Raw genomic sequence first — 22481 nt, 5'->3', positions numbered from 1 at the left:
ACCTATTTGATCCAAATCAACTTCTTTACGACTCTTTTAATAATCAGGAAAATAGCTTGATCTGGATCAGTTCAGAGCTGCAAAAATAGACCTATGATTACCCCATAGACATCAGGAGGCAATTATGGACGTATTCTTTAGAGATTTTTTTAGCGACCCAGTGTTATTTTTATCATTTGGCTTTTTAGGCGTCGTTATTAGTTTATGCCTATTTTTTGTGTATTTTTTCATGAAAAAAGTACACGACGCTGATCTGAAAGAACAACATTAAAAAATTAAGCACGACGCACAAAGCGCCTAATTAGTTATTAATTAGGCGCTTTTTATTCTTTTTGATACACTAACGCTTCGTTTTTGCAAAGTGTGTAGTATAAACATGACTCATAAGTTTAAACCCGCATGGTGGATGACCAATCGTCACGTTCAAACCATAATGCCGCGTTTTTTCCGCCCTTTTCATAATACTCGCTACGAATTAGAACAGCTTGATACACCCGACGGTGATTTTATTGAGCTTGCATGGTCACTTCCGCATAACGAAAACGCTCCACTTGCCATTGTATTGCATGGCCTTGAAGGCAATATTAATAGCTTCTATGCCAAAGGCATGATGAAAGCGCTAAAAAAGCAAGGGTATGCCGTTGTACTCATGCACTTTAGAAACTGCTCAACAGAGGTAAACCGTCTTCCCCGTGCGTACCACAGTGGTGACACAGACGACTTAGCCTTTTTTATTAATCACTTAAAACTACAATTTCCAAACAGGCCTTTATTTGCGGTTGGCTTTTCGTTAGGTGGTAATGTATTAGCAAAATATTTAGGTGAGCAAGCCCAGCGATGCCCATTAAATGCAGCAGCCGTTATATCAGCACCGTATGATTTATCATCATCAAGTGATGTAATACGCAAAAGCTTAGGTAAAATTTATCAAAAGTATTTGCTCGATCGTATGAAAAAATCGATGCAGCGCAAGTTGCCTCAAATTAAGCAGCAAATACCCATTACAACTGATGAATTAATGGACATTAATGATTTATTAGAATTTGATAATCATATAACAGCCCCTTTGCATGGCTTTGAGAATGCACATGATTATTATCGTCAAGCCAGTGCTATGCCCTACTTAAAACATATTGCTGTACCTACCTTAATCATTCATGCGAAAGACGACCCAATGCTGTCGATTAAAGCGGTGCCTAGCAAGCAAGATGTGAGTGAAGATGTTACCCTGTGCATCTCTGAAAAAGGTGGGCACGTTGGATTTATTAGCGGTAGTAATCCGTTTAAGCCCATTTTTTGGTTAGAAAAAGCCGTACCCAGCTATTTTGGCCAACACATAATAAACAAAACGAGTAACAAGCAGTAATGATTATCCCTTTTGAACAACTTGATAAAGACACACTATACAACTTAATAGAAAGCTATGTACTGCGTGAAGGCACTGATTATGGCGAGCAAGAGTTCAGTATTGAAAGTAAAGTAGCGCAAGTCAATCAGCAGCTAAAAAATGGTGAAGCCATGGTATTTTTCTCTGAGCTGCACGAATCGGTCACTATCATCTCAAAGAGTGAATTTAAAGCACTGCAAAGTGAAGAGCACCAACAAGCGTCGTATGATTAGAGTGTAATACTTGTAACTTTTTAGCTGAGCGTACACAATGGCTTTTTACCCAAAGAGCCAAAACATGATAAAACTCAGCACTCTAGTGGTAGCCGTATCACTAGCTTTAACAAACCAAGCCTTTGCAGAGCAACCTATTAGCGCGTCAGACAAAGCGGTTAAACTTGCCAAAGACACTATTTTAATCGACACCCACATTGATGTACCTTACCGTATTCACGATACGTGGGCTGATGTAACTAAAGCGACTCAGGATGGCGATTTTGATTATCCTCGCGCAGTAAAAGGTGGCTTAAACGCGCCATTTATGTCGATATATATTCCTGCCCATTTAGAGTTTGAAGGTAAAGGCAAAAGCTATCAGTTAGCTAATCAGTTAATTGATGGGATGGAAGCGATTGCACAACGCGCGCCCGCTAAATTTGCAATGGCAAGCTCTACAAACGACATAGAACAACAATTTAAAGATGGCAAATTGTCTATTGCTATGGGAATGGAAAACGGCTCCCCTATTGAAGGTGACTTAAAAAACCTTCAGCACTTTTTTGACCGTGGCGTACGTTATATCACCCTTGCACACTCACAAAGTAATCATATTTCTGACTCATCTTACGATATTCGCCGCAAATGGAAAGGACTTAGCCCTTTTGGTAAAGAGCTAGTCACTGCAATGAATAATATGGGTATGCTGATTGATGTGTCGCATATCTCAGATGATGCGTTTTATCAGGTAATGGAATTGTCTAAAACTCCTGTTATTGCCTCACATTCATCATTGCGTAAGTACACCCCTGGTTTTGAGCGCAATATGAATGACGATATGCTATTGGCCCTTAAAAAGAACGGTGGTGTGATTCAAATTAACTTTGGCTCAAGCTTTGTTACAGCAAAAGCAGGTGCATGGGGTAAGCAACTAAAAAGTACAAAAGAGTCTGCTAAAAAACAAGGCACTAAATTAAGTAATGATTTTGATGCGGCTTATCGCGCTAAAAATCCGTATCCTTTTGCCAGCCTTGAACAAGTGCTTGATCATATTGATCACGTCGTAGAGTTGATTGGCATTGATTATGTTGGCATTGGCTCTGATTACGACGGTGTTGGCGATTCGTTACCGATTGGTTTGAAGGATGTATCTAGTTATCCAAACTTAGTACAAGGCCTTATGGATAGAGGCTACAGCGATGGCGACATAAAAAAAATACTGAGTGGCAATACACTAAGAGTATGGAAGCAAGCTGAAGCATATGCCAAAAAACACTAAGCTGTAAAATTTCTCAGTTGTCAGTTGTCAGTTGTCAGTTGTCAGTTGTCAGTTGTCAGTTGTCAGTTGTCAAAAAGTTTAATTATTAGCACGGCTTAAAGTCGTGCTTTTTTATGTGTTAAGTATAATTTAACACCAAGCTACTAATAGCTGAAAACTAATCGCTTTTCTTTAGGCATTAAAAAAGGCCACCTAAGTGACCTTTTTCTAACAATTAACTAAAACGCTAAATATTACTCATTGAACGTTGCTACAAAGCACCTACACCTAAAGTAAGAGCGCCCCTTCACGTGACGTAAATTGCAGGCATTAAAAAACCCGAGACTAAGCTCGGGTTTTTTAGTATTAATTAACTTAAACGTTAATTATTACTCTACGATAGTTGCTACAACACCAGCACCTACAGTACGGCCACCTTCACGGATAGCAAAACGAAGACCTTCATCCATCGCGATTGGTGCGATTAGAGTTACTGTCATCTTGATGTTATCACCAGGCATTACCATTTCTACGCCTTCTGGTAACTGTACGTCACCAGTTACGTCAGTTGTACGGAAGTAGAACTGTGGACGGTAACCTTTGAAGAATGGAGTATGACGACCACCTTCATCTTTAGAAAGTACGTATACTTCTGAAGTGAATGTAGTGTGTGGGTTGATTGAACCAGGCTTAGCTAGTACTTGACCACGTTCAACGTCTTCACGCTTAGTACCACGTAGTAGTGCACCAATGTTCTCACCAGCACGACCTTCGTCAAGAAGCTTACGGAACATTTCAACACCAGTACAAGTAGACTTAGTAGTCTCTTTGATACCAACGATTTCAACTTCGTCATTCACGTTGATGATACCCGCTTCAACACGACCAGTTACAACAGTACCACGACCTTGGATTGAGAAAACGTCTTCGATAGGCATGATGAATGGCTTATCGATGTCACGCTCTGGCTCTGGAATGTAAGAATCTAGTGCTTCTGCAAGCTCTACAATCTTGTCTTCCCATTGCTTCTCGCCTTCAAGTGCTTTAAGTGCAGAACCTTGAATTAGTGGTAAGTCGTCACCTGGGAAATCGTACTCAGAAAGAAGTTCACGAACTTCCATTTCTACTAGCTCAAGTAGCTCTTCGTCATCAACCATGTCACATTTGTTCATGAATACGATGATGTAAGGTACGCCAACCTGACGAGAAAGAAGGATGTGCTCACGCGTTTGTGGCATTGGGCCATCAGTCGCAGCTACTACTAAGATAGCGCCGTCCATTTGTGCAGCACCAGTGATCATGTTTTTAACATAATCGGCGTGACCAGGACAATCTACGTGTGCGTAGTGACGAGTTGGTGTGTCGTACTCAACGTGTGAAGTTGAGATAGTGATACCACGCTCGCGCTCTTCTGGAGCGTTATCGATTGATGCGAAATCTTTAGCAACACCGCCGTATACTTTTGCAAGTACGTTAGTGATTGCTGCAGTTAGTGTAGTTTTACCGTGGTCAACGTGGCCGATTGTACCAACGTTTACGTGCGGTTTTACGCGTTCAAACTTTTCTTTTGCCATGACGGAACCTATCAGTTTTGTGTATCTAGATTACATATGAAAATAATCCACCGAAGGTAGATTAAGTTAATTTTTTCAAATAGTATTTTCTGACAGATAAAGGAAGTAATCAAGAAGATTCTTAAGACTGGTGCTGATAGGCAGAGTCGAACTGCCGACCTCACCCTTACCAAGGGTGCGCTCTACCAACTGAGCTATATCAGCAACACAAGAACTGGAGCGGGCAGCGGGAATCGAACCCGCATCATCAGCTTGGAAGGCTGAGGTAATAGCCATTATACGATGCCCGCGTTAGGAATCTGTTCTTAATCTACCTCTAACCGTCAAGAATAAAGTGGTGGAGGGAGCTGGATTCGAACCAGCGAAGGCTGAGCCGTCAGATTTACAGTCTGATCCCTTTGGCCGCTCGGGAACCCCTCCACGATAATTCTCTACTAATTCACTTTCGGTAAAAGGAAAGTGGTGCCGACTAACCGAGTCGAACGGTTGACCTACTGATTACAAGTCAGTTGCTCTACCAGCTGAGCTAAGTCGGCACTGCTTTAGTACGGGGCGAGATATTAGAGTAAGGTTTATTGGGATGCAACAATAAAATTAAAAAAAATGCGATTTTATTGGTTAAATGTTCAATATTCATGCAAAAGTTGCTGATTTTTCTATTTTTAGCTTGTTTTGCTTAAATCTCGCCAAAAATTTAAACCTTTCATTACTAATAAAGAATCAAAAATACTACCTTCAAATTGTTGCTGTAACAGTGCGCCATAACCACCAGCAAAAACAATTTGTACTGTTTTTGTGCTATTTTGCACGCCTAAGTGTAATTTAGCTTGTTCTACCGCCCCGATGGTCGCAACCAACGCACCATTTTTTAAACCGTTAGGTGTATTTTTCCCTAATTGATTTTCAAAGGGGGTTTTTTCGTCATCAAATACTCGTTGGGTGTTTTGTGTCAGCGATGACGTCATTAAATCAAGCCCAGGTAAAATCCACCCACCTAAATGGTGGCCTTCACTGGTTAACACATCAATCGTTGTGGCCGTACCAGCATCAACCACGATACATGCTTGGTTAGGGTGCAATGTAAAACCAGCAATAAGCGCAAGCCATCTGTCTATGCCTAGGTTGTTTACTTGCTCGTATGCGCAGCTTAATCCTTTAAGTGTTTTAGTCACCGTTGCTTCGTAACATGCTATATGATGCTTAGCAGCTTGGGCTAATAATTTATTAAGTAAGTCACTTCGCCCTACACAAGCGTATACAACTTCTGTTATTTGCAGCCAGGGTAAATTATTTAAATCTGCTGGTTGTGCCTGCTGATTGTGCCAAAGTACTGCTTTTAAAGATGTGTTACCTACATCAATGAGTAATCTCATAGCTGTGCCTTTCTCAGTGATATTTCACCGCCATAATAGCTTTTTACCTCGCCGTCTTGGCGAATACGAATCCCACCTTGAGGGTCAATTCCTTCGCATATTCCCCGCCAACTTCTATGGCCTGTATTTAACTCTACGCACTCACCCGCAAATGCATTAAGCGAATTCCATTGCTCGTGCATTGTGTGTAACCCACTTTTACGATACTGTTCTAACCGGTGCTCTAAGTGGTAGGTGAGTGATGCCACCAGCTCGTTTTTATCTAGCTGCTGGGTATGCTGGCTAAGATCAGTCCATGCTTGATCTATGTGTTGACTAAAGCTCTGTGGCATTTGCAAATTAATACCAATTCCTAACACTAACTGACACGGCCCTTGCGGCTGCCCATCTAGCTCAACAAGTACACCAGCAAGTTTTTGTTTATTTAGGTAAATATCATTTGGCCACTTAAGCTCTAACTCTATGTTGTAAAGCGCTTTAATTGTATCGTATACCGCTAATCCGACCGCAATCGACACCCCCATAGCTGCTTGAAGACCATCATCTAAACGCCAAAAATAGCTGTAATAAAGGTTTGCACCAAACGGTGACTGCCACACACGGCCTCGTCGTCCTCGGCCGGCCTGCTGCATTTCAGCCACAATCACGGTACCCGACTCAAGCGCTGTTTTAGCTTGTATCCGCCTCATAAGTTCGGAATTGGTTGAGTCAATTATAGGATGCACTTCTACGTTCACTGGCTGTGACTTTAACTGGCTAGTTAATTGATTAAAATGCTGCTGTATTTTTGTTTGATTTAAAAGCCCAGCGTGGTTATTTAGGCTATAGCCTTTACCAGTTACTTTAAAAATATCTAAACCCATAACTTGTAAGCTATTTATGTGTTTACTCACTGCCGCGCGACTAATACCGAGCTGCTCACCTAGCGCTTGGCCAGATACAAAACCGGGTTGATTTAACGCATTCAATATAGCGAGTTTATTGCCATCGGGTGCTTTCACTGTGTAACGTCTCCTTGTATGTAGCATTCATCGGTTGTGTTTATTAACCGTACTTCATGCTCAAGCAGTATGTTGTAACGCGAATACACAACATGCTGAATGTACGTGATCATAGCAATCAAGTCTTCGCCTTCGCTGTTACCATGATTAACCAATACCAGTGCTTGTTGTCTATGAACCTCAATACCCGCTACGCGATAACCTTTAAGATTTGCGTTATCGATTAGCCAACCCGCAGCTACCTTATGCTCATTTTGCCCATAGGCGTAATACGGTACATCAGGAAACTGCTTCAACAACGTTGCTAACTGTTGATTGGTAATTATCGGGTTTTTAAAAAAACTGCCCGCATTTGGTAACGTGTATGGATCTGGCAGTTTACTATTACGAGTTTGAATAACGTGCTCAAATACAGCGCGTGGAGTCACGTTTGTTAGCTGTTTTAATGGCCCATAACTCAGTACAGGTTGCCATTGCTTTGGCAATGCTAGCAATACCCGTGTGATAACGGCTTTATTTTTTAGTCCATGTTTAAATACAGAGTCGCGGTAGCCAAACTCACATTGCGCGTTAGTCAAACAAACAAGTTTCTTGCTGTGTATGTCAAAGTACTCAACCGACTCTACAAACTTAGAAAGCTCAACACCGTAGGCTCCAATATTTTGTACAGGTGACGCCCCAACTGTACCAGGTATAAGTGCTAAGTTTTCAAGCCCTGGTAAGTTTTTATCAAGCAAGTAACTTACTAATGCGTGCCAATTTTCACCAGCGGCAACGCTTATTAAAGTATCGGTTTCACGGGGTGTAATAGTAATCCCTTTGGTGGCCATTTTAATAACCGTACCGTGGTAATCGTTTAAAAAAATGGTATTACTCCCCTCCCCCAACAAACAAAATGGTGACGAAAAGCTTTGAGTATAAAGTTGCTCAAGGTGAGTAATTTCAACTAAATCTTGGCATTGATTATGTAATGCAAAGGTGTGTAAAGGGTGTAATGCGTACGCCACAAAACTCTCAAGATAAACCGTTAACTAATCGTAATAGTTTACCTCATCGTCGCAAAATGCGCATCAGATTGTAAAAATTGCTCAACCCACCCAGCCAATCGTGATATAAAACCTGCACTTTTTATTTGTGTTCAGGGTAATTATGAAAATTAAACCTCTCTTTTTAAGCCTCGCTATGGCAGGTATGTGTTCGCAAGCAATGGCGAATGCGGTTGATCAAAACTCATACGCCAATCTTGACGATGTTGTTACAACTCACCTTAGCCTTGATTTAGATGTCGATTTTGACGACAAGCAATTAGAAGGCTTTGTTGAGCATACGCTTAAATGGAATAACAGCAAAAGTAAAACACTAGTGCTTGATACCCGCGATTTAGATATTGATAAAGTAATGTATCAAACACAAACAGGCAGCTGGCACAAAGCTAAATTCACTTTAGCGAATCGTGATGATGTTAAAGGCTCAAAGCTTACTATTGAATTTAAAAGCCAAGCTAAAATAGTGCGTATTTATTATAACAGTCGCCCAGAAGCATCTGGTCTACAATGGTTAACACCTACGCAAACTGCAAGTAAAACGCATCCGTTTATGTATAGCCAATCACAAGCAATTCATGCTCGTAGCTGGTTGCCAGTGCAAGACACTCCAGCAATGCGTGTAACCTACTCTGCACGAATTACCACACCTAAAGATATTCGTGCGGTTATGAGCGCAGACAACAAAGACGCGCTTTATAAAGATGGCGACTACCATTTTGAAATGCCGCAAGCTATTTCGCCATACCTAATTGCCATTGGTGCAGGTAACCTAGAATTTAAAGCAATGTCTCATCAGACGGGTATATTTGCAGAGCCTGAAATTTTAGAAGCCTCTGTTGCCGAATTTAACGACACGCAAGCCATGATCGATAAAACCAATGCCATGTATGGCGACTATGCTTGGGGCCGTTACGACTTACTCATGCTTCCGCCAAGTTTTCCGTTTGGTGGCATGGAAAATCCACGTTTATCGTTTATTACCCCTACCGTTGTTGCAGGCGATAAAAGCTTAGTTAACCTTATTGCGCATGAGCTTGCTCACTCTTGGTCTGGTAACTTAGTGACTAATGCGACGTGGGAAGATTTATGGTTAAACGAAGGTTTTACCTCATACGTTGAAAACCGTATTATGGAAGAAGTGTTTGGCCGCGACCGTGCCGTTATGGAGCAAGCACTCGATGCAGCAGGTCTTCGCGCACAGCTTAAAATCATTGACGCGCCAGACACACGCCTTAACTTAAAGCTTAATGGTCGTGATCCAGACGATGCGTTTAGCTCGGTACCATACACTAAAGGTCAATTATTCTTAATTTACTTGGAAAACAATTTTGGTCGTGACAAGTTTGACCCTTTCGTAAAAACTTATTTTGACGAGTTTGCTTTTAAATCGTTAACGACTGCACAATTTGTTACCTATATTGAAGCTAATTTAATTAACAGGTACCCAGGTATTGTTAGCATGGATAAAGTGAACGAGTGGATTTTTGAGCCAGGTTTACCAACAGATGCTCCTAACCCTACCTCTGATGCGTTCGATAAGGTTGATACTGCAACCACAGCCTGGTTACAAGGCGCAAAAACTGCTGCTCAGTTACCTACAGCAAACTGGACAGTACACGAGTGGTTGCACTTTTTAAATAACTTACCACGCGATTTAAGCATTGAAAAAATGACTGAGTTAGATGACGAGTTTAACTTAACGCAGTCAACCAACGCAGAACGTGCATTTGCATGGTATATGCTAGCAGTAGGCAACGGTTATCAGCCAATTTACCCTGCACTTGATGCGCATTTATCAGGTATTGGTCGTCGTAAGCTAATTGTGCCGCTGTACAAATCACTTATCACTAACGGTAAGAAAGACTGGGCGCAGAGTGTTTACTTAAAAGCACGTCCGGGGTACCACCCACTAGCACAAGGCACTATTGACGCATTATTTGAATAATAAATAGCGTAAAGTAACAACTAAAAGGGCCTAATTTGGCCCTTTTTTAATGCTTATTTTAAATAGTTTAGTTTGTTACTTTTTCTAAAAAAGCTTTGCGCTCAGCAACTGTTGCTTGCTGCCACCAAAAGTCGAGCATTTGCGCCGCACTTGGCATGCCTTTGCCTGTAATAGGCGCAATAGGTTTAATTGGCCTACTTGGCTTTTCTGGACCCGCTGGTGCTTCTCGCATAGTTCTAACAGGCGCTTCGCTAGCAAGTTGGTTATTAGAGACAACACTCAATGGTGCAGCTAACGCACTGCCTTTAGCTTTTAAACTTACCATAGGCGATTGAGCAAATACTTTAGCCGCTACTGCATTTTCAGCACGATTAAATACCAAGGTATAATCTGTACCCGCCTCAATTGTAATATCAACCCAAAAAGGCTCTGACTCAACCACCTCATGCATATCGTAATCTTCATCGTATAAGTCGGTATACTTGAGCTTTAGCCGATACGACCCCGGCGCTAGCTCTAAATCTTCTACACGGCTAAACAAAGAGCTTTCTATTATTCGCTCACCGACTTGCAACGGCACAAACTCTTCAGGAAAGTGAATATTTTCTGCCATACTCGATACACTAAATAGCAATGCAGCTACACTGCTCATTAACACTGATTTACGCATATTAACTCCTTTGGTTGATTTGAGTTTGACACTGCTTTGAAAATTTGTCATTAGTGAATCTAAATTTCATACCACTTGATAAGGAACACACAATGAGCCAAGAGACTATCTTTACAAAAATAATCAACCGCGAGATCCCAGCAAACATAATTTACGAGGACGAAAATACTCTCGCGTTTGAAGATATAAACCCTCAAGCTCCTTTTCATGTGTTAATTATCCCAAAAATTGCAATTCCTACCATAAATCATATAAATGATGATAACGCACATTTAGTAGGCAACTTGTATGTGGTGGCCGCTAAGCTTGCAAAAGAACATAACTTTAGTGATGACGGCTACCGTGTTGTTATGAACTGCAACGATCATGGCGGACAAACCGTCTATCATATCCACCTTCACATGCTTGCCGGTAAACAAATGGGGTGGCCTCCTTATCAAGATAATAAAAAAGAAATCGCTTAATTAAGCTCAGTTACTACATGCTATGTAAAAGCATGTGTTCCTATAAATTAAAAAACAATTACTTATTTGCAACATTTTATGTTTAAATAATCATAAAATTGTACTTGTTTTTAAGTACGATAGCGGTTTTCTAATACTAAAGGTGTGGGAATCGTGATAAACTTAATCAGTCAGCTTTATAAAAGAGTATAAAAACATGAGCAGTTCTGCCTTTTTGTTATTAGATAAAGATCCAATTAATACTATTGGTATTAACGTATTAGAGCCATTGCTAAAAACGCAAGGACTAGACGTTACAACAGGTACTAATATATTGGATACACCTGAAGGGACTCGCTTACTTTTTATTGAAACATCTAGCAATGACGCGTGGGGAAAATTAAAAGAACAACTAGTAAACCTTCGTGTTAAGTGCGATATCATATTATTTAACTTAGATGAAAACCCAGAGCTTGCTAATCGAGCACTACTCAGCGGTATTCGTGGTGTATTTTACACGACCGATAATGCAGATGTGCTAATGAAAGGTATTCGACTCTTATTAGAAGATCAGCTTTGGTATCGTCGCGACATCATGTGTAATGCATTAAATCGCATGTTGCAGTTTAATAAAGACGCACTTCACAAGCTTACAGAGGGCGATATTGAACCTGTCAAACTTACTAAGCGAGAAAAAGCGATTATTTCATTAATGAGTAACGGTTCTAAAAACAAAGAAATTGCTGAAGAACTTAGCATTAGCCCACACACTGTAAAAACTCATTTATACAGCGCATTTAGAAAGACCAAGTGTCGTAACCGTATTGAGCTTTTATCGTGGGCACAGCAAAATATACCAGACGAAATTCGCTAAACGCTGACTTCGACTGAAATACAAAAACAGACACTTAGGTGTCTGTTTTTGTATTTAATATAAGCGCTTGTTAAGTTTATAATTTTTAATTAATCTAATCAAAAATCACCTGCTGGGAAACCCATGCTTGACTCATACACTTTATATTTTGCCAGCATAGCCGTTATTGTCGTCATGACTTTTTTGAATATTTTAACTTGGCGAACCAATAAGCAAACCCCAGGGACACTGATATACATTTTTTATCCAGTATTGATGCTATGTGCTGTCGTTGCATTTGCGCTTGTAAGTAGCTCACATAACTTACTTGTTATAAATGCAGCGTGTAGCTTAATGTTTGCAGCCTCTATTGTGCACTGTTTTGCTATTAGTCAATTTTTAGATTATCGCGGACCTGGATTTAAGCTTCTTTGTTCAGTGACCGCATTTAGTGCAATGGTATTTGGTTATTATAGTTTTTTTGATCCCTCTTTAGCTGGTCGTGTTATCGCATCCGACCTACAACATATTTCAGAAGCCTTGTTTTTACTGTTTATATTTATAAAGTACGCTCGTAAACCTTACCCCAACGGCAGTATTGTATACATTACAATTTTAACACTCGTGGTGTTAGCCTTTATTGCGCGTTCAATTTTTATGAATGAAATTGAGCAAAAAGATCTCGTCTCAAGCAGTTGGTTTAGCACTGTATTATTTTTAAATGGCATCATAGCACCTATGTTTTATGCCGCTGGTATGGCACTGTTATGTAATGAACGCCGAGAGCATCACCTCAATACGCTCGCCGATAAAGCGCAGAAAGATTTAGAAATACGAGGGCTATTTTTATCGACTATTAGTCACGAAATACGTACACCACTCAATGGTATTTTAGGTAGTGCACAATTGGTCATGAACCAAACAAGCGATACGCATAGTAAAGCCTATTGCGAAGCAATTATTAATTCTGCCGAATCACTAAACCTACTGGTCGATAAAGTACTTGAATATGCAAGTCTAGACCAAAGTGACGAAGCCCTTTATGAAGAAGATATTGAATTTAAAACATGGCTAAATAACTTATGCTTATTGCTTAGCCCATTAGCAGAACAAAAACAGCTTAAATTTGAGCTTATATGTAATATTCCTGAACAAGCATGCTACTACTGTGACCAGCAAAAGCTTCGACAAATAATTATTAACTTAGTTGGTAATGCTATTAAATTTACTGACCGTGGCGTAGTAAAAATTCAAGTTGATTTAGTTTTAGAAAAACAACTAGAACACACTATAAAAGTGAGTGTTAAAGATTCAGGTCCAGGTATCGAAAATGAAGAAATTGCTTACTTAACAGAGCCTTATGTACAAAGTAGTGCAGGCAAGGAAAAGGGCGGCACCGGTCTTGGACTTGCAATTACCAGTCGCTTATTAGAAAAACTCGGTAGCCGCCTTGAAATTTCTAGTCAACTGGGCACTGGTAGTGTATTTAGCTTTACGATTACTTTTGCGCTGGGTGAGTTAAGCCTTGTAGAGCAACGCCATCAAACAAAAGATTATTTAACAGGGCTCGATGTTCTTTTGGTCGAAGATTTAGACCTAAACCAAAAAATTGCTATTGAGTTTATGGCCGACGACGAACACAAAATCAAGCTCGCTAAAGACGGTAAAAGTGCCATTGAGTTAATGCAAGCTCATCATTTTGACGTCGTCTTACTTGATATGAATCTACCCGATTTAACAGGCCAAGAAGTTCTTAAACGCCTTAAACGCCTTGATCACAAAAACCAGCGTACACCAGTACTCGCTTTTACTGCGAGTTTAAGCCCTGATGAAGTTAAAGAGTATTTAGCGCTGGGTATAAAAGACATTGTTGGTAAGCCAATTAAACACCAAAAACTGCGCCAAGCATTAAGCGATTCTCAATCAAATCAAACCACAAATATTGCAGTAGAACTTATAGATACCCTGTACGATAAAACGGCTATTGAAACACTCGCCAGCTCGTTTAGTGAGGATGAGGTATCATCTATTTATAATGAGTTTGTACTCTCTGCTCGTAATAAGCTGATACGCTGCCAAGATTTAATAGACCAGCATCCTGAACAGTGCATTAAACTTTTACACCGCCAAGCGAGTACTGCATTGCAATTAGGGTTTAATCGTTACGGTATGGAACTTAAAAAAATTGAGCGCCGCCTACTCGACAATAAGCCTCATAACGGCATGCTTGATGAGGCACTTGATCTTTGGCAACGCAGCCTTGAGAAATACTTAAAATTTGTACGTAGTGAATTAGGTTAAAGCGGTTTACTTTAAAAAGTAGAGCAGCTTAATACCTTCCGTACATATCATTAAATCGCTCAATGTCATTTTCATCAAGTATGGCACCCGTTTGTACCTCAATAACAATTAACGGCACTTGCTGGTTATTCGCTAAGCTATGTAGTTGTTTAGCGGCAATATAACAAGATTGATCTTGGGTGAGCATTAATACTTGGTCGTCAATACGCACATCTGCCACCCCAGATACAATAACCCAATGCTCTGCACGGTGCTGATGGCGCTGCGTTGAGAGCTTAGCGCCAGTATTTACAGTTATTTTTTTTACTTTAAAACCAGCACCCTCAACTAATGTGCGATAGCTACCCCACGGGCGGTATACTACTCGATGATGATCAAGCTTATCACTGTGCCCTAGTGCTAATTTTTTTAATAGTAAAGGTAACTCATCAAGCTCTTTTTTATTTGCAACCAGTGTGGCATCGTGGGTGTGGATAATAGCTAAACCACTTACGCCAAGCGTAGCCACCGTATGGTCGTTTTCAGTTATAACAAAATTATTGGTACTGTTTTGTGCAGTATGGTTTTCGCTTTTGTTGTTGCCATAACTATCTTTTTTGCTCAGGCTAGCAAGCGCACTAAAGCTGCCCACATCATTCCATTTAAGTGCTACAGACATAACAGCAACATTATTACTACGCTCTAAAATAGCGTAATCAATTGAATCACTGGGGCAAAACTCAAGCGGTTTACTATCGGGCCTAGTAAAACCTAAGTCATGTGAAAAATGAGAAGCCATCTTCACGCTGTGCGCAATTTTTGGTGCGAAGCGTTCAAGCTCATTTAAATAAGCACGTGGCGTAAATAAAAACATGCCGCTATTCCAACTATAACCGCCTTCAGCTAAGTATTTTTGCGCCGTAGCTAGGTTTGGCTTTTCTTTAAATTCAGCAACCTCAAAACAGTTTGAGCCTGAAATTTTACTGCCTTGCTTTATATACCCAAACCCAGTGTGGGCCACTGAAGGTGTAATTGAAAAAGTAACCAACTTTCCTTGCTCTGCCAGTGTTACAGCATCGTTTATTTGTGATGTTAGCAGAGAAAAATCCTTTATATGATGATCAGCAGGCATCACCAACATAGGGCCTTTAAGCCCACTTTGAATTGCATAATGGGCAGCAAGTGCAATAGCAGGAGCCGTATTTTTACCTGTAGGCTCTAGTATCAACCCAAACACATTTGCTGCACTACTTTGCTCTTTAGCAATAAATCGGTGCTGTTCGTTACACACTAAAATTGGCTGTGAAAACTCAGCCCCAGAGACGCGATTTAATGTATTTTGCAATAATGAGTTTTCATTATTCAATAGTGGCAAAAATTGCTTAGGCATTGCTTGGCGCGACAAAGGCCACAACCTAGAGCCAATACCACCAGCTAAAATAACAGGAGTGATTAAAGTGTTCATATTGCTAATTAGCCGCCAATCAATGTAATAGCGTCTATTTTAACACTTAATATGTTTAGTGCTATGTGAAGATGATTTAAGTCAGAGTAAACGTATCAGCATCTAAATAAGCAGGGAAAGCCGCTTTAAAGGTCTCTAAATGTTTTTTTTCAAGTGTCACTGTTACTAACTGCTCTGTGTTATCGGCCGCCTTAGCTAATGCCTCTCCCTTAAAATTATAAACTGCAGTGCCACCATTGTGAGCAACACCATTGCCATCGTCGCCTATACGGTTAACCCCTACCACATAACATAAATTTTCTATTGCACGAGCTGCCAATAATGTATCCCAAACGGGGCGTCGCACCGCTGGCCAATTTGCTACATTTACCATTATGTCGTAGTCATTTTTATTGCGCTGAAACACCGGAAAACGCAGGTCGTAGCACACCTGCGGTAATAGTTTAAAGCCATTAATTTCAAACACTTTTCGCTCACTTCCTGCTAGTACATAGTCTCCCTCATTTCCTAAGCGAAATAGATGGCGTTTATCGTAATAGCTCACTTCACCACATGCTTTTACCCAATAAAAGCGGTTGGCTTTTTTATTACCTTGCGCCACCAGCACCGATCCAGCAATCACTGTATGATGTTTTTTTGCTTGTTGTTTTAACCACGTAAGCACCAAGCCATTTTCTGGCTCCGCGCAGTCAAGGTTTATAGCAAAACCAGTGGCAAATGTTTCAGGTAATAAAATAAGGTCAGGCTTTTCTATTAGCGCCTCGAGCTGCTTATCAAGCATCGCTAAATTAGCGCTTTTATCAAGCCAGTGAAGAGAGCTTTGCACCAATGTAAGCGTTAAAGTTGACATAAAATATGGGTTGCCTCTTTTAGGGTTTCATCATTTTTTGCAAAACATAAGCGGATAACTTTATCACCCGGTGGCGTTTGATAAAAAACACTTAAAGGTATTGCCGCAACACCTGCTTGCTCAACTAGCCAATGGCAAAATTCAACATCGTTTAAATCAGATACATCACTATAATCTAACAATAAAAAGTAGGTTCCTTGGCTTGATAAAACTGTAAATCGACTGCCGAGTAAATGACGTATAAGTAAATCGCGCTTTTGTTGATAAAAATCACTGAGCGAATCTACATGCTCGCTTTGTTGTTCTAACATGTCGGCCAATGCATGCTGAGCAGGTGTGAAGCTAGAAAAGGTCACATATTGATGAATTTTTCTAAACTCGCTCGCTAAATGTTCAGGGGCAATGCAATAACCCATTTTCCAACCTGTACAATGAAATGTTTTACCAAAGCTCGAAATAACAAAACTTTGAGCGAGCAATTCTTGATCTCGTAATACACTTAAATGTGGTTGCTCATCAAGTGTAATATGCTCATATACCTCATCGCTTACAATATATAGCTTGTAAGTACCAACCAACCTTTTAAGCTCTGTAATGTCTTGTTGAGTTATCACTTTAGCGGTTGGATTATGAGGCGTGTTTATAACAATAGCGCGGGTGTGCTTTGTAATTTTTTGCTCTACCGTACGCCAGTTAATCGTATAGTCGGGGGCCTTTAATGCAATATGTACGGACCTCCCGCCTGCAAGCTCAATCGCGGGTTTATAAGCGTCATAAGCTGGGTCAAATACGATGACTTCGTCGTTTGGGCGAACTATTGTTTGAATGGCAACAAAAAGAGCTTCGGTTGCCCCCGATGTGATGGTTATTTGCTTTGCAGCATTAAGCTCTGTAGCGTATTTTTTTTGTATCAAACTTGCAATTTGCTGCTGTAATTTAGGTACACCACTTGAAGGAGAATATTGATTAACACCATGTTGAACATAATGAGTAATCTGACTTTTTAAAAAGTTTGGTGTGTCGAACTCAGGAAACCCCTGCGAAAGGTTAATTGCAGAGAACTGATTCGCCAGCTCACTCATTTGGCTAAATATACTCACACCAACGTCAGGTAATTTACTATTCAACACACGCTTTCCTTACTTCATTTTTGGAACCACTCAAAATAAACACGCACCTATTACATCTGTTTATTTTAACCTACTTATAATTTTCGTAAATTTTATCTAATGGCTCCGAAAGGCCACTTTCTTGAACTATACGCACATGTTCGCGTTTAAGCTCTCGTGCACTTGTTACACCGCATGAGTGAGCAATAAGCCCCGCGCCATAGTGAATATACTTATTGTAGTTAGCCACTCGCTGCGCTTTATCCGCAACGTTTAAACCGCGCTGCAAGCGTTCGTTATGAGTAGTAATACCGGTAGGGCAAGAATCTTTGTTACATTGCATTGCTTGAATACACCCTAATGCAAACATATGTCCGCGAGCCGACACAACAAAATCGGCCCCAAGCGCTAACGCCCAAGCAACCTTAGAAGGCACAATAAGCTTACCCGAAACAATGATTTTAACGCGATCACGCAGTCCGTGTTTTTCAAGCATATTGACTACTAGCGGTAAACTTTCACGAAGTGGTAATCCCACAGAATCCATTAAGGGCTGAGGAGCAGCACCAGTTCCACCGTCAGCACTATCAATGGTAATAAAATCAGGAGCCGACTCAATACCACGGTGATTTATTTCAGCAAATAAGGTTTCTAACCAGCCATACGCACCAATAACAGCCTTAAAGCCGGTTGGTTTACCTGTGGTATTTCGTACCGTCGCAATCATATCGAGAATATCACTGGGGTTTTTAATTTCAGGGTGCCCATTGGGACTAATAGAATCTTCGCCCTCAGGAATACCGCGTATTTTTGCTATTTCAGCATTCACTTTGCGCCCAGGAAGCATGCCTCCCTTACCGGGTTTAGCACCTTGACTCATTTTAAGCTCAAACATTTTAACCTGCTCGTGTGCTGCAATCTGTTTGAGTTTTTCGATACTGAGCTGGCCATTTTCATCGCGTACCCCGTATTTAGCAGTACCAATTTGAAAAACTAAATCTGCGCCACCTTCAAGATGATAAGGGCTCAAGCCCCCCTCCCCCGTGTTCATCCAACAACCTGCGAGCTTTGCCCCTTTAGAAAGAGCACGCACAGCGGGTTTAGATAGCGCACCAAAGCTCATTCCCGATACGTTAAATAAAGAATTGGTTGAATAAGGTGTTTGGCAATAGGGACCAAGCGTTACTTCACTTGGCGCAAGCGCTTCTTCATCAAGCGTAGGGAAGGCGCAGTTCATAAACATTACTGTACCTGTGACCTCTAAGCTTTGTGTAGATCCAAATGCCGCGGTACGGTCTACATTTTTTGCAGCGCGATAAACCCAACTACGTTCGGCACGATTAAAAGGCATTTCTTCCCTGTCGAGGGCAAAAAAGTATTGTCTAAAAAACTCGCCTTGACGTTCAAAAAAATACCTAAAGCGTCCAATTACAGGGTAATTTCGCCTAATTGCATGCTTTGTTTGTGTAACATCGCGGATATAAAAAACAGCCACAATTAAAACTAATAAGCCTAAAAAAACAATAAATAGACTCGCAAATACGTCAATACTAAACATTATAAAGTTGTTCATTGGTGATCCGCTGCTGTAAAAATAAAAAAGTGCTATATCCAAAATGACATAACACTTTTATGCATTCAAGAATTAACCATTTGTAGGCTAACTCTTCTGTTTGGCTAACTCTTCATTAATATATAAACGTACTTGCGCCTCTAAAACTGATAAAGGGACAGAGCCATGGCGTAATACCTGATGGTGAAACTCCCTAATATCGAAACTTTGCCCAAGTGCTTGCTCAGCCTCTTTACGTAAACGTTTAATCGTAAGCTCGCCAATTTTGTATGACAGTGCTTGGCCAGGCCAAGTTATATAGCGATCGGTTTCGGTTTTCACATTGTGTAACGACAACGCTGTATTTTCGCTCATAAACTGCATAGCGCGCTCTCTGCTCCAACCATACATGTGCATACCGGTGTCTACCACTAAACGAGCAGCTCGCCACATTTCGTAAGTTAAACGACCAAATCGGCTATATGGACTTTGATAAAAGCCCGCTTCAATGCCTAAGTACTCAGAGTAAAGCCCCCAACCTTCACCGAATGCCGATAAATACGCATCTCGACGATAACGTGGCAAGGTTTCTAATTCTGCATTTAATGATATTTGTAAATGATGACCCGGTACCGCTTCGTGCAAAGTGAGCGCTTCTAATACATACAGTGGGCGTTTATCAAGTGCGTACGTATTCACCCAATAATAGCCCGCCTCATCATCTCTATTTGACCCTGAGTAGCGACCCGTTGTGTATTTGGGCGCTATGCTCGCGGGTACCGGCGCAACACCATACGGTTTACGAGGCAAGGTATGAAACAGCTTAGGCAGTTGTGCGTCCATTTTTTTTGCTATATATGCTGCCTCTTTAAGTAGCTCCTCCGGTGTGGTTGCATAAAATTGCGGATCGGTTCGTAAAAAGTGAATGAACTCTGCAAATGTTCCCTCAAACTCGACTTCTTTTATAATGGCTTCCATTTCGCCGCGAATGCGTGCAACTTCTTTTAACCCCAGCTCGTGTATCTCTTTAGGGGTCATCTCGGTAGTGGTGTAATATTTAGCTCTATTTTTATAAAACGATTCGCCGTTTGGCGTATTTGAAATACCTATCGAAGTGCGCGCACCGGGGCGATACTCCTGTGTAAAAAAAGCTAAATAATTTTTATATGATTCAATTACTTTATCTTTTATTACAGACTGCGCCTGCTGCTGAAGTGATTTAAATTCACCCTCTGGCAAGCCTGCGTTATTTTTTAAAAAAGGTTTATAAAATTCAGACGTTGTAACATCCTCAACTATATAGGCTGATATTGATTCTTCGTACCCTTCAAGCACCGCTTTAGGTTGCGTTAAACCTGTTTCAAGACCTTTTTTCATCCAATAAATATTTTGTTCAAAAAAGCGAGGGACCTGAGCCAAACGTGCTAAATAGGTTTGATAATTTTGCAGTGTTTTATATTGGCTGCTGTTTACAATATACGATAAGCCAGAATGAAAACCGTACTCAGAAGTTAGCGGCATGTAATGAGCATTAAATACATATTCGTCAACGCTGTTTTGTACTTGAGCGCGAATAATACTGAAGTTTATTTGGTTTTCATCACTCAGGGACGCTGCATCTAAGGCGTCTAGCTCAGCCAAGAACTGAGTTTTTTTATTGTATTGCTGCTCTAAAAACTCAGGCGATAGATTCGCTAACAAATAACCATTAACACCCTCAATGTTGCCGTAAGGGCTGGAACTTTGTCGGTAATCAACAATGCTATCTGCAACCGCTGTAAATTGACTATCAGCATTATAGTTTGTGGATTGACAGGCACTTAAAGTACATAAAAGCGTCATGCTGATAAGTGTATTGCGAAATGGCTTAAGTAATAAATTATTCGTCATAATAAAATTTAGTCAGATAATGAATTTCACAAAGCTATCGCAGACTCAGTAAATAGCAAGTAAATGAGACAAGTATCGTTGATGTTAACGCCCTACCAGGCTTAAAGCTTATTCAATAAAAGGGCAAGCTATGATATAGCATATTGCTATTACACTGCGCTATCAGGCGCATTTGCAATAGCGTCTCTTTATAACGTGCCTTTACCTTATTACTAAAACCACCACTGTAAGATAAAGTTTTAAATAAAAATCAACTCTAAAAGTACAGTTTTAAAAAGTATTTATTAAACGATCAATCCTATTAAATGAGCTAAAAACAAGCCTAATTGATGAGAAAAGCAGCTATTAAGCGACTAAAGTAAAATTTAAGTTCCCTTGGCCCTATTTTTGCTTTTTAATAGCAGTTATAACGAATACAGTAGTAAAAAATAATAAAAAAGCTTGGACGCGCAATCGACTCATGGAATGAAATTATAAATTAAGCATTGATGCGTATTTAGTTGGTATTAAATAATGATGTTCCATGATTCCATGGCTATTGCTCAAGAGAAAATGACTCAAGTGTGTATGTTCTTAGAACGCTATGCACTGCCGCCAACGCCCCTGAATTTTCAAGTTGTTTACACCTACGTTAGCCAAGCAAATTTAAAATTAAATAAAACATTAGATCGCGCTATTTCCACCGATGAAAACATTGATGGCGTATTAATAGAGCAACTTTATTTTGAATTTTTAAATGTCGGACACAAGACGCAAGTGTCGATGATTCAAAACGTAGACGGCGTTATTACTTCATTGTCTAACAATGCGCAAAATACAGAAAAACAAATCAGTCGCTTTGCAGATCAAGTGAGTGAATGTGTTCATTCGCTTGACGAAAACAATATAGAACAAAGCCGCCAAGCACTTAACAAACTTGATAAGCAAACTGCTGAGTTACTCGCGCAACATAAAAAGTTTAAACAAGAGCTAACGAGAGCAAAAAAACTACACGAAAGAACACAAAAACAGCTTTCTCAACTTCGTAAGCAACACATTATAGATAGTCAAACTGGCTTATTTAAACGCCATTACTTAACCCAACAAACTGAATTATGGGCGACTCAAGACAAGTCTATTTGTGCCATTGCCATTCAAATCGATAATTTAGCGCATTTTGTTGATAACTTTGGCGATATTATTGGTGAAGTGATTTTAAACAAAGTGGCTAAACAAGTTCAAAAGTATGTAATGCAAAGTGGTTTACCGGGGCGTACCGCTAAAGATCAGTTCACTGTTTTATTAGCTGACATTGACCCTGAAACAGCGATTCTCATTGCTGAAAAAGTTCGTAAAGGTGTAGAAAAACTGCGTTTTGTAAGCTCAAAAAGTGGCGCAAAACTGCCCAGCATTAACTTATCGCTGGGAATCGCTCAGCATCAGCAAAAAGAAGACTTTAACCAGTTGGCTAAAAAGGCATCACATGCGGCATTTAAAGCCCGCTCTCTTGGCCAAAGTAGTTTTACCGCCGGCCAATAAAACACCTGATAAATCATATTCAAATTGCACCTTCGGTGCACAATAAAGTACA

At 40.3% G+C, this 22481-nt stretch carries 18 protein-coding genes and 4 tRNA genes; 8 read left to right on the top strand and 14 right to left on the bottom strand.

Annotated features, from left to right (window positions below; all coding sequences use genetic code 11):
• The first annotated feature begins 376 nt into the window (after positions 1-376).
• The 3 genes from ATS72_RS12065 to ATS72_RS12055 all read left to right on the top strand — a co-directional run bounded on the left by ATS72_RS12065 (position 377) and on the right by ATS72_RS12055 (position 2881).
• Complete coding sequence (locus ATS72_RS12065; protein WP_006793738.1) at positions 377-1366, top strand: hydrolase; 990 nt, start codon at positions 377-379, stop codon at positions 1364-1366.
• Positions 1366-1620 carry a YheU family protein gene (locus tag ATS72_RS12060; protein ID WP_010557790.1) on the top strand — a complete coding sequence of 85 codons (255 nt, stop codon included), beginning with the start codon at positions 1366-1368 and terminating at the stop codon, positions 1618-1620. Before ATS72_RS12065 ends, ATS72_RS12060 begins: the two co-directional genes overlap by 1 nt.
• 64 nt (positions 1621-1684) lie before the next feature.
• Positions 1685-2881: a dipeptidase gene (locus ATS72_RS12055; RefSeq protein WP_058430149.1), complete on the top strand. Its 1197-nt coding sequence runs from the start codon at positions 1685-1687 to the stop codon at positions 2879-2881.
• Positions 2882-3249: 368 nt separating this feature from the next.
• On the opposite strand, the gene tuf is transcribed toward ATS72_RS12055, so the two are convergent.
• The 8 genes from tuf to murB form a co-directional block, all read right to left on the bottom strand.
• Complete coding sequence (tuf, locus tag ATS72_RS12050) at positions 3250-4434, bottom strand: elongation factor Tu (RefSeq protein ID WP_006791257.1); 1185 nt, start codon at positions 4432-4434, stop codon at positions 3250-3252.
• A 128-nt stretch (positions 4435-4562) separates the two neighbouring features.
• Positions 4563-4638 (bottom strand) — tRNA-Thr (locus ATS72_RS12045).
• A gap of 11 nt (positions 4639-4649) precedes the next feature.
• Positions 4650-4724: transfer RNA gene (locus tag ATS72_RS12040), tRNA-Gly, on the bottom strand.
• A 45-nt stretch (positions 4725-4769) separates the two neighbouring features.
• Positions 4770-4854 (bottom strand) — tRNA-Tyr (locus tag ATS72_RS12035).
• A gap of 40 nt (positions 4855-4894) precedes the next feature.
• Positions 4895-4970, bottom strand: a tRNA-Thr gene (locus tag ATS72_RS12030).
• Between the two features lie 126 nt (positions 4971-5096).
• Positions 5097-5807 carry a type III pantothenate kinase gene (locus tag ATS72_RS12025; RefSeq protein ID WP_058430309.1) on the bottom strand — a complete coding sequence of 237 codons (711 nt, stop codon included), beginning with the start codon at positions 5805-5807 and terminating at the stop codon, positions 5097-5099.
• Positions 5804-6808, bottom strand: a complete 1005-nt coding sequence (birA, locus tag ATS72_RS12020) for a bifunctional biotin--[acetyl-CoA-carboxylase] ligase/biotin operon repressor BirA (protein ID WP_058430308.1) — start codon at positions 6806-6808, stop codon at positions 5804-5806. The genes ATS72_RS12025 and birA overlap by 4 nt, the downstream gene beginning before the upstream one ends.
• The gene (gene murB, locus ATS72_RS12015) at positions 6805-7815 is read right to left on the bottom strand and encodes a UDP-N-acetylmuramate dehydrogenase (RefSeq protein WP_058430307.1); all 1011 of its coding nucleotides are present in this window, start codon (positions 7813-7815) and stop codon (positions 6805-6807) included. Before murB ends, birA begins: the two co-directional genes overlap by 4 nt.
• Before the next feature lie 142 nt (positions 7816-7957).
• On the opposite strand from murB, the gene ATS72_RS12010 reads away from it, so the two are divergent.
• Positions 7958-9799: a M1 family metallopeptidase gene (locus tag ATS72_RS12010; RefSeq protein WP_058430306.1), complete on the top strand. Its 1842-nt coding sequence runs from the start codon at positions 7958-7960 to the stop codon at positions 9797-9799.
• A gap of 67 nt (positions 9800-9866) precedes the next feature.
• Here ATS72_RS12010 and ATS72_RS12005 read toward each other — a convergent pair whose 3' ends face one another.
• On the bottom strand, positions 9867-10469 hold the full coding sequence (locus ATS72_RS12005) for a DUF2057 domain-containing protein (protein WP_006793874.1): 603 nt from the start codon (positions 10467-10469) through the stop codon (positions 9867-9869).
• 92 nt (positions 10470-10561) lie between these two features.
• Here ATS72_RS12005 and ATS72_RS12000 point away from each other — a divergent pair, with 92 nt between their 5' ends.
• From ATS72_RS12000 to ATS72_RS11990, 3 genes are all read left to right on the top strand, one after another.
• A complete protein-coding gene (locus tag ATS72_RS12000; protein ID WP_006793873.1) occupies positions 10562-10933 on the top strand; it encodes a histidine triad nucleotide-binding protein in 372 nt (123 codons plus the stop codon).
• A 196-nt stretch (positions 10934-11129) separates the two neighbouring features.
• Positions 11130-11786 (top strand): helix-turn-helix transcriptional regulator, encoded by a 657-nt coding sequence (locus ATS72_RS11995; RefSeq protein ID WP_008132268.1) that lies wholly within the window; start codon positions 11130-11132, stop codon positions 11784-11786.
• A 123-nt stretch (positions 11787-11909) separates the two neighbouring features.
• Positions 11910-14066 carry an ATP-binding protein gene (locus ATS72_RS11990; protein ID WP_010558066.1) on the top strand — a complete coding sequence of 719 codons (2157 nt, stop codon included), beginning with the start codon at positions 11910-11912 and terminating at the stop codon, positions 14064-14066.
• 28 nt (positions 14067-14094) lie between these two features.
• Here the strand turns inward: ATS72_RS11990 and ATS72_RS11985 are convergent, their stop codons facing one another.
• The 5 genes from ATS72_RS11985 to ATS72_RS11965 all read right to left on the bottom strand — a co-directional run bounded on the left by ATS72_RS11985 (position 14095) and on the right by ATS72_RS11965 (position 20911).
• Positions 14095-15510, bottom strand: coding sequence for a mannose-1-phosphate guanylyltransferase/mannose-6-phosphate isomerase (locus tag ATS72_RS11985; RefSeq protein WP_058430305.1), 1416 nt, complete (start codon positions 15508-15510; stop codon positions 14095-14097).
• A gap of 76 nt (positions 15511-15586) precedes the next feature.
• Positions 15587-16360 carry an amidohydrolase gene (locus ATS72_RS11980; protein ID WP_058430304.1) on the bottom strand — a complete coding sequence of 258 codons (774 nt, stop codon included), beginning with the start codon at positions 16358-16360 and terminating at the stop codon, positions 15587-15589.
• The gene (locus ATS72_RS11975) at positions 16348-17490 is read right to left on the bottom strand and encodes a methionine aminotransferase (RefSeq protein ID WP_103379645.1); all 1143 of its coding nucleotides are present in this window, start codon (positions 17488-17490) and stop codon (positions 16348-16350) included. Before ATS72_RS11975 ends, ATS72_RS11980 begins: the two co-directional genes overlap by 13 nt.
• A gap of 70 nt (positions 17491-17560) precedes the next feature.
• The gene (locus ATS72_RS11970; RefSeq protein ID WP_006793867.1) at positions 17561-19042 is read right to left on the bottom strand and encodes an FMN-binding glutamate synthase family protein; all 1482 of its coding nucleotides are present in this window, start codon (positions 19040-19042) and stop codon (positions 17561-17563) included.
• 87 nt (positions 19043-19129) lie between these two features.
• Complete coding sequence (locus ATS72_RS11965) at positions 19130-20911, bottom strand: DUF885 domain-containing protein (RefSeq protein ID WP_058430303.1); 1782 nt, start codon at positions 20909-20911, stop codon at positions 19130-19132.
• A gap of 531 nt (positions 20912-21442) precedes the next feature.
• On the opposite strand from ATS72_RS11965, the gene ATS72_RS11960 reads away from it, so the two are divergent.
• Entirely contained in the window at positions 21443-22429 is a 987-nt protein-coding gene (locus ATS72_RS11960) for a GGDEF domain-containing protein (protein ID WP_058430302.1), read from the top strand.
• Positions 22430-22481: the final 52 nt, after the last annotated feature.

It is taken from the genome of Pseudoalteromonas sp. 13-15 (assembly GCF_001468205.2).
GTDB classification, from domain to species: Bacteria; Pseudomonadota; Gammaproteobacteria; order Enterobacterales; family Alteromonadaceae; genus Pseudoalteromonas; species Pseudoalteromonas marina.
The sequence above is the reverse complement of the archived record's forward strand: the minus strand, read 5'-3'. Positions and strand labels throughout refer to the sequence as shown.

Bases quoted from the DNA above. Each gene is read 5' to 3' on its own strand.
- ATS72_RS12065 (WP_006793738.1), top strand. From the start codon at position 377: ATGACTCATAAGTTTAAACCCGCATGGTGGATGACCAATCGTCACGTT.
- ATS72_RS12060 (WP_010557790.1), top strand. From the start codon at position 1,366: ATGATTATCCCTTTTGAACAACTTGATAAAGACACACTATACAACTTA.
- ATS72_RS12055 (WP_058430149.1), top strand. From the start codon at position 1,685: ATGATAAAACTCAGCACTCTAGTGGTAGCCGTATCACTAGCTTTAACA.
- tuf (WP_006791257.1), bottom strand. From the start codon at position 4,434: ATGGCAAAAGAAAAGTTTGAACGCGTAAAACCGCACGTAAACGTTGGT.
- ATS72_RS12025 (WP_058430309.1), bottom strand. From the start codon at position 5,807: ATGAGATTACTCATTGATGTAGGTAACACATCTTTAAAAGCAGTACTT.
- ATS72_RS12010 (WP_058430306.1), top strand. From the start codon at position 7,958: ATGAAAATTAAACCTCTCTTTTTAAGCCTCGCTATGGCAGGTATGTGT.
- ATS72_RS12005 (WP_006793874.1), bottom strand. From the start codon at position 10,469: ATGCGTAAATCAGTGTTAATGAGCAGTGTAGCTGCATTGCTATTTAGT.
- ATS72_RS12000 (WP_006793873.1), top strand. From the start codon at position 10,562: ATGAGCCAAGAGACTATCTTTACAAAAATAATCAACCGCGAGATCCCA.
- ATS72_RS11995 (WP_008132268.1), top strand. From the start codon at position 11,130: ATGAGCAGTTCTGCCTTTTTGTTATTAGATAAAGATCCAATTAATACT.
- ATS72_RS11990 (WP_010558066.1), top strand. From the start codon at position 11,910: ATGCTTGACTCATACACTTTATATTTTGCCAGCATAGCCGTTATTGTC.
- ATS72_RS11985 (WP_058430305.1), bottom strand. From the start codon at position 15,510: ATGAACACTTTAATCACTCCTGTTATTTTAGCTGGTGGTATTGGCTCT.
- ATS72_RS11980 (WP_058430304.1), bottom strand. From the start codon at position 16,360: ATGTCAACTTTAACGCTTACATTGGTGCAAAGCTCTCTTCACTGGCTT.
- ATS72_RS11970 (WP_006793867.1), bottom strand. From the start codon at position 19,042: ATGAACAACTTTATAATGTTTAGTATTGACGTATTTGCGAGTCTATTT.
- ATS72_RS11965 (WP_058430303.1), bottom strand. From the start codon at position 20,911: ATGACGAATAATTTATTACTTAAGCCATTTCGCAATACACTTATCAGC.
- ATS72_RS11960 (WP_058430302.1), top strand. From the start codon at position 21,443: ATGGCTATTGCTCAAGAGAAAATGACTCAAGTGTGTATGTTCTTAGAA.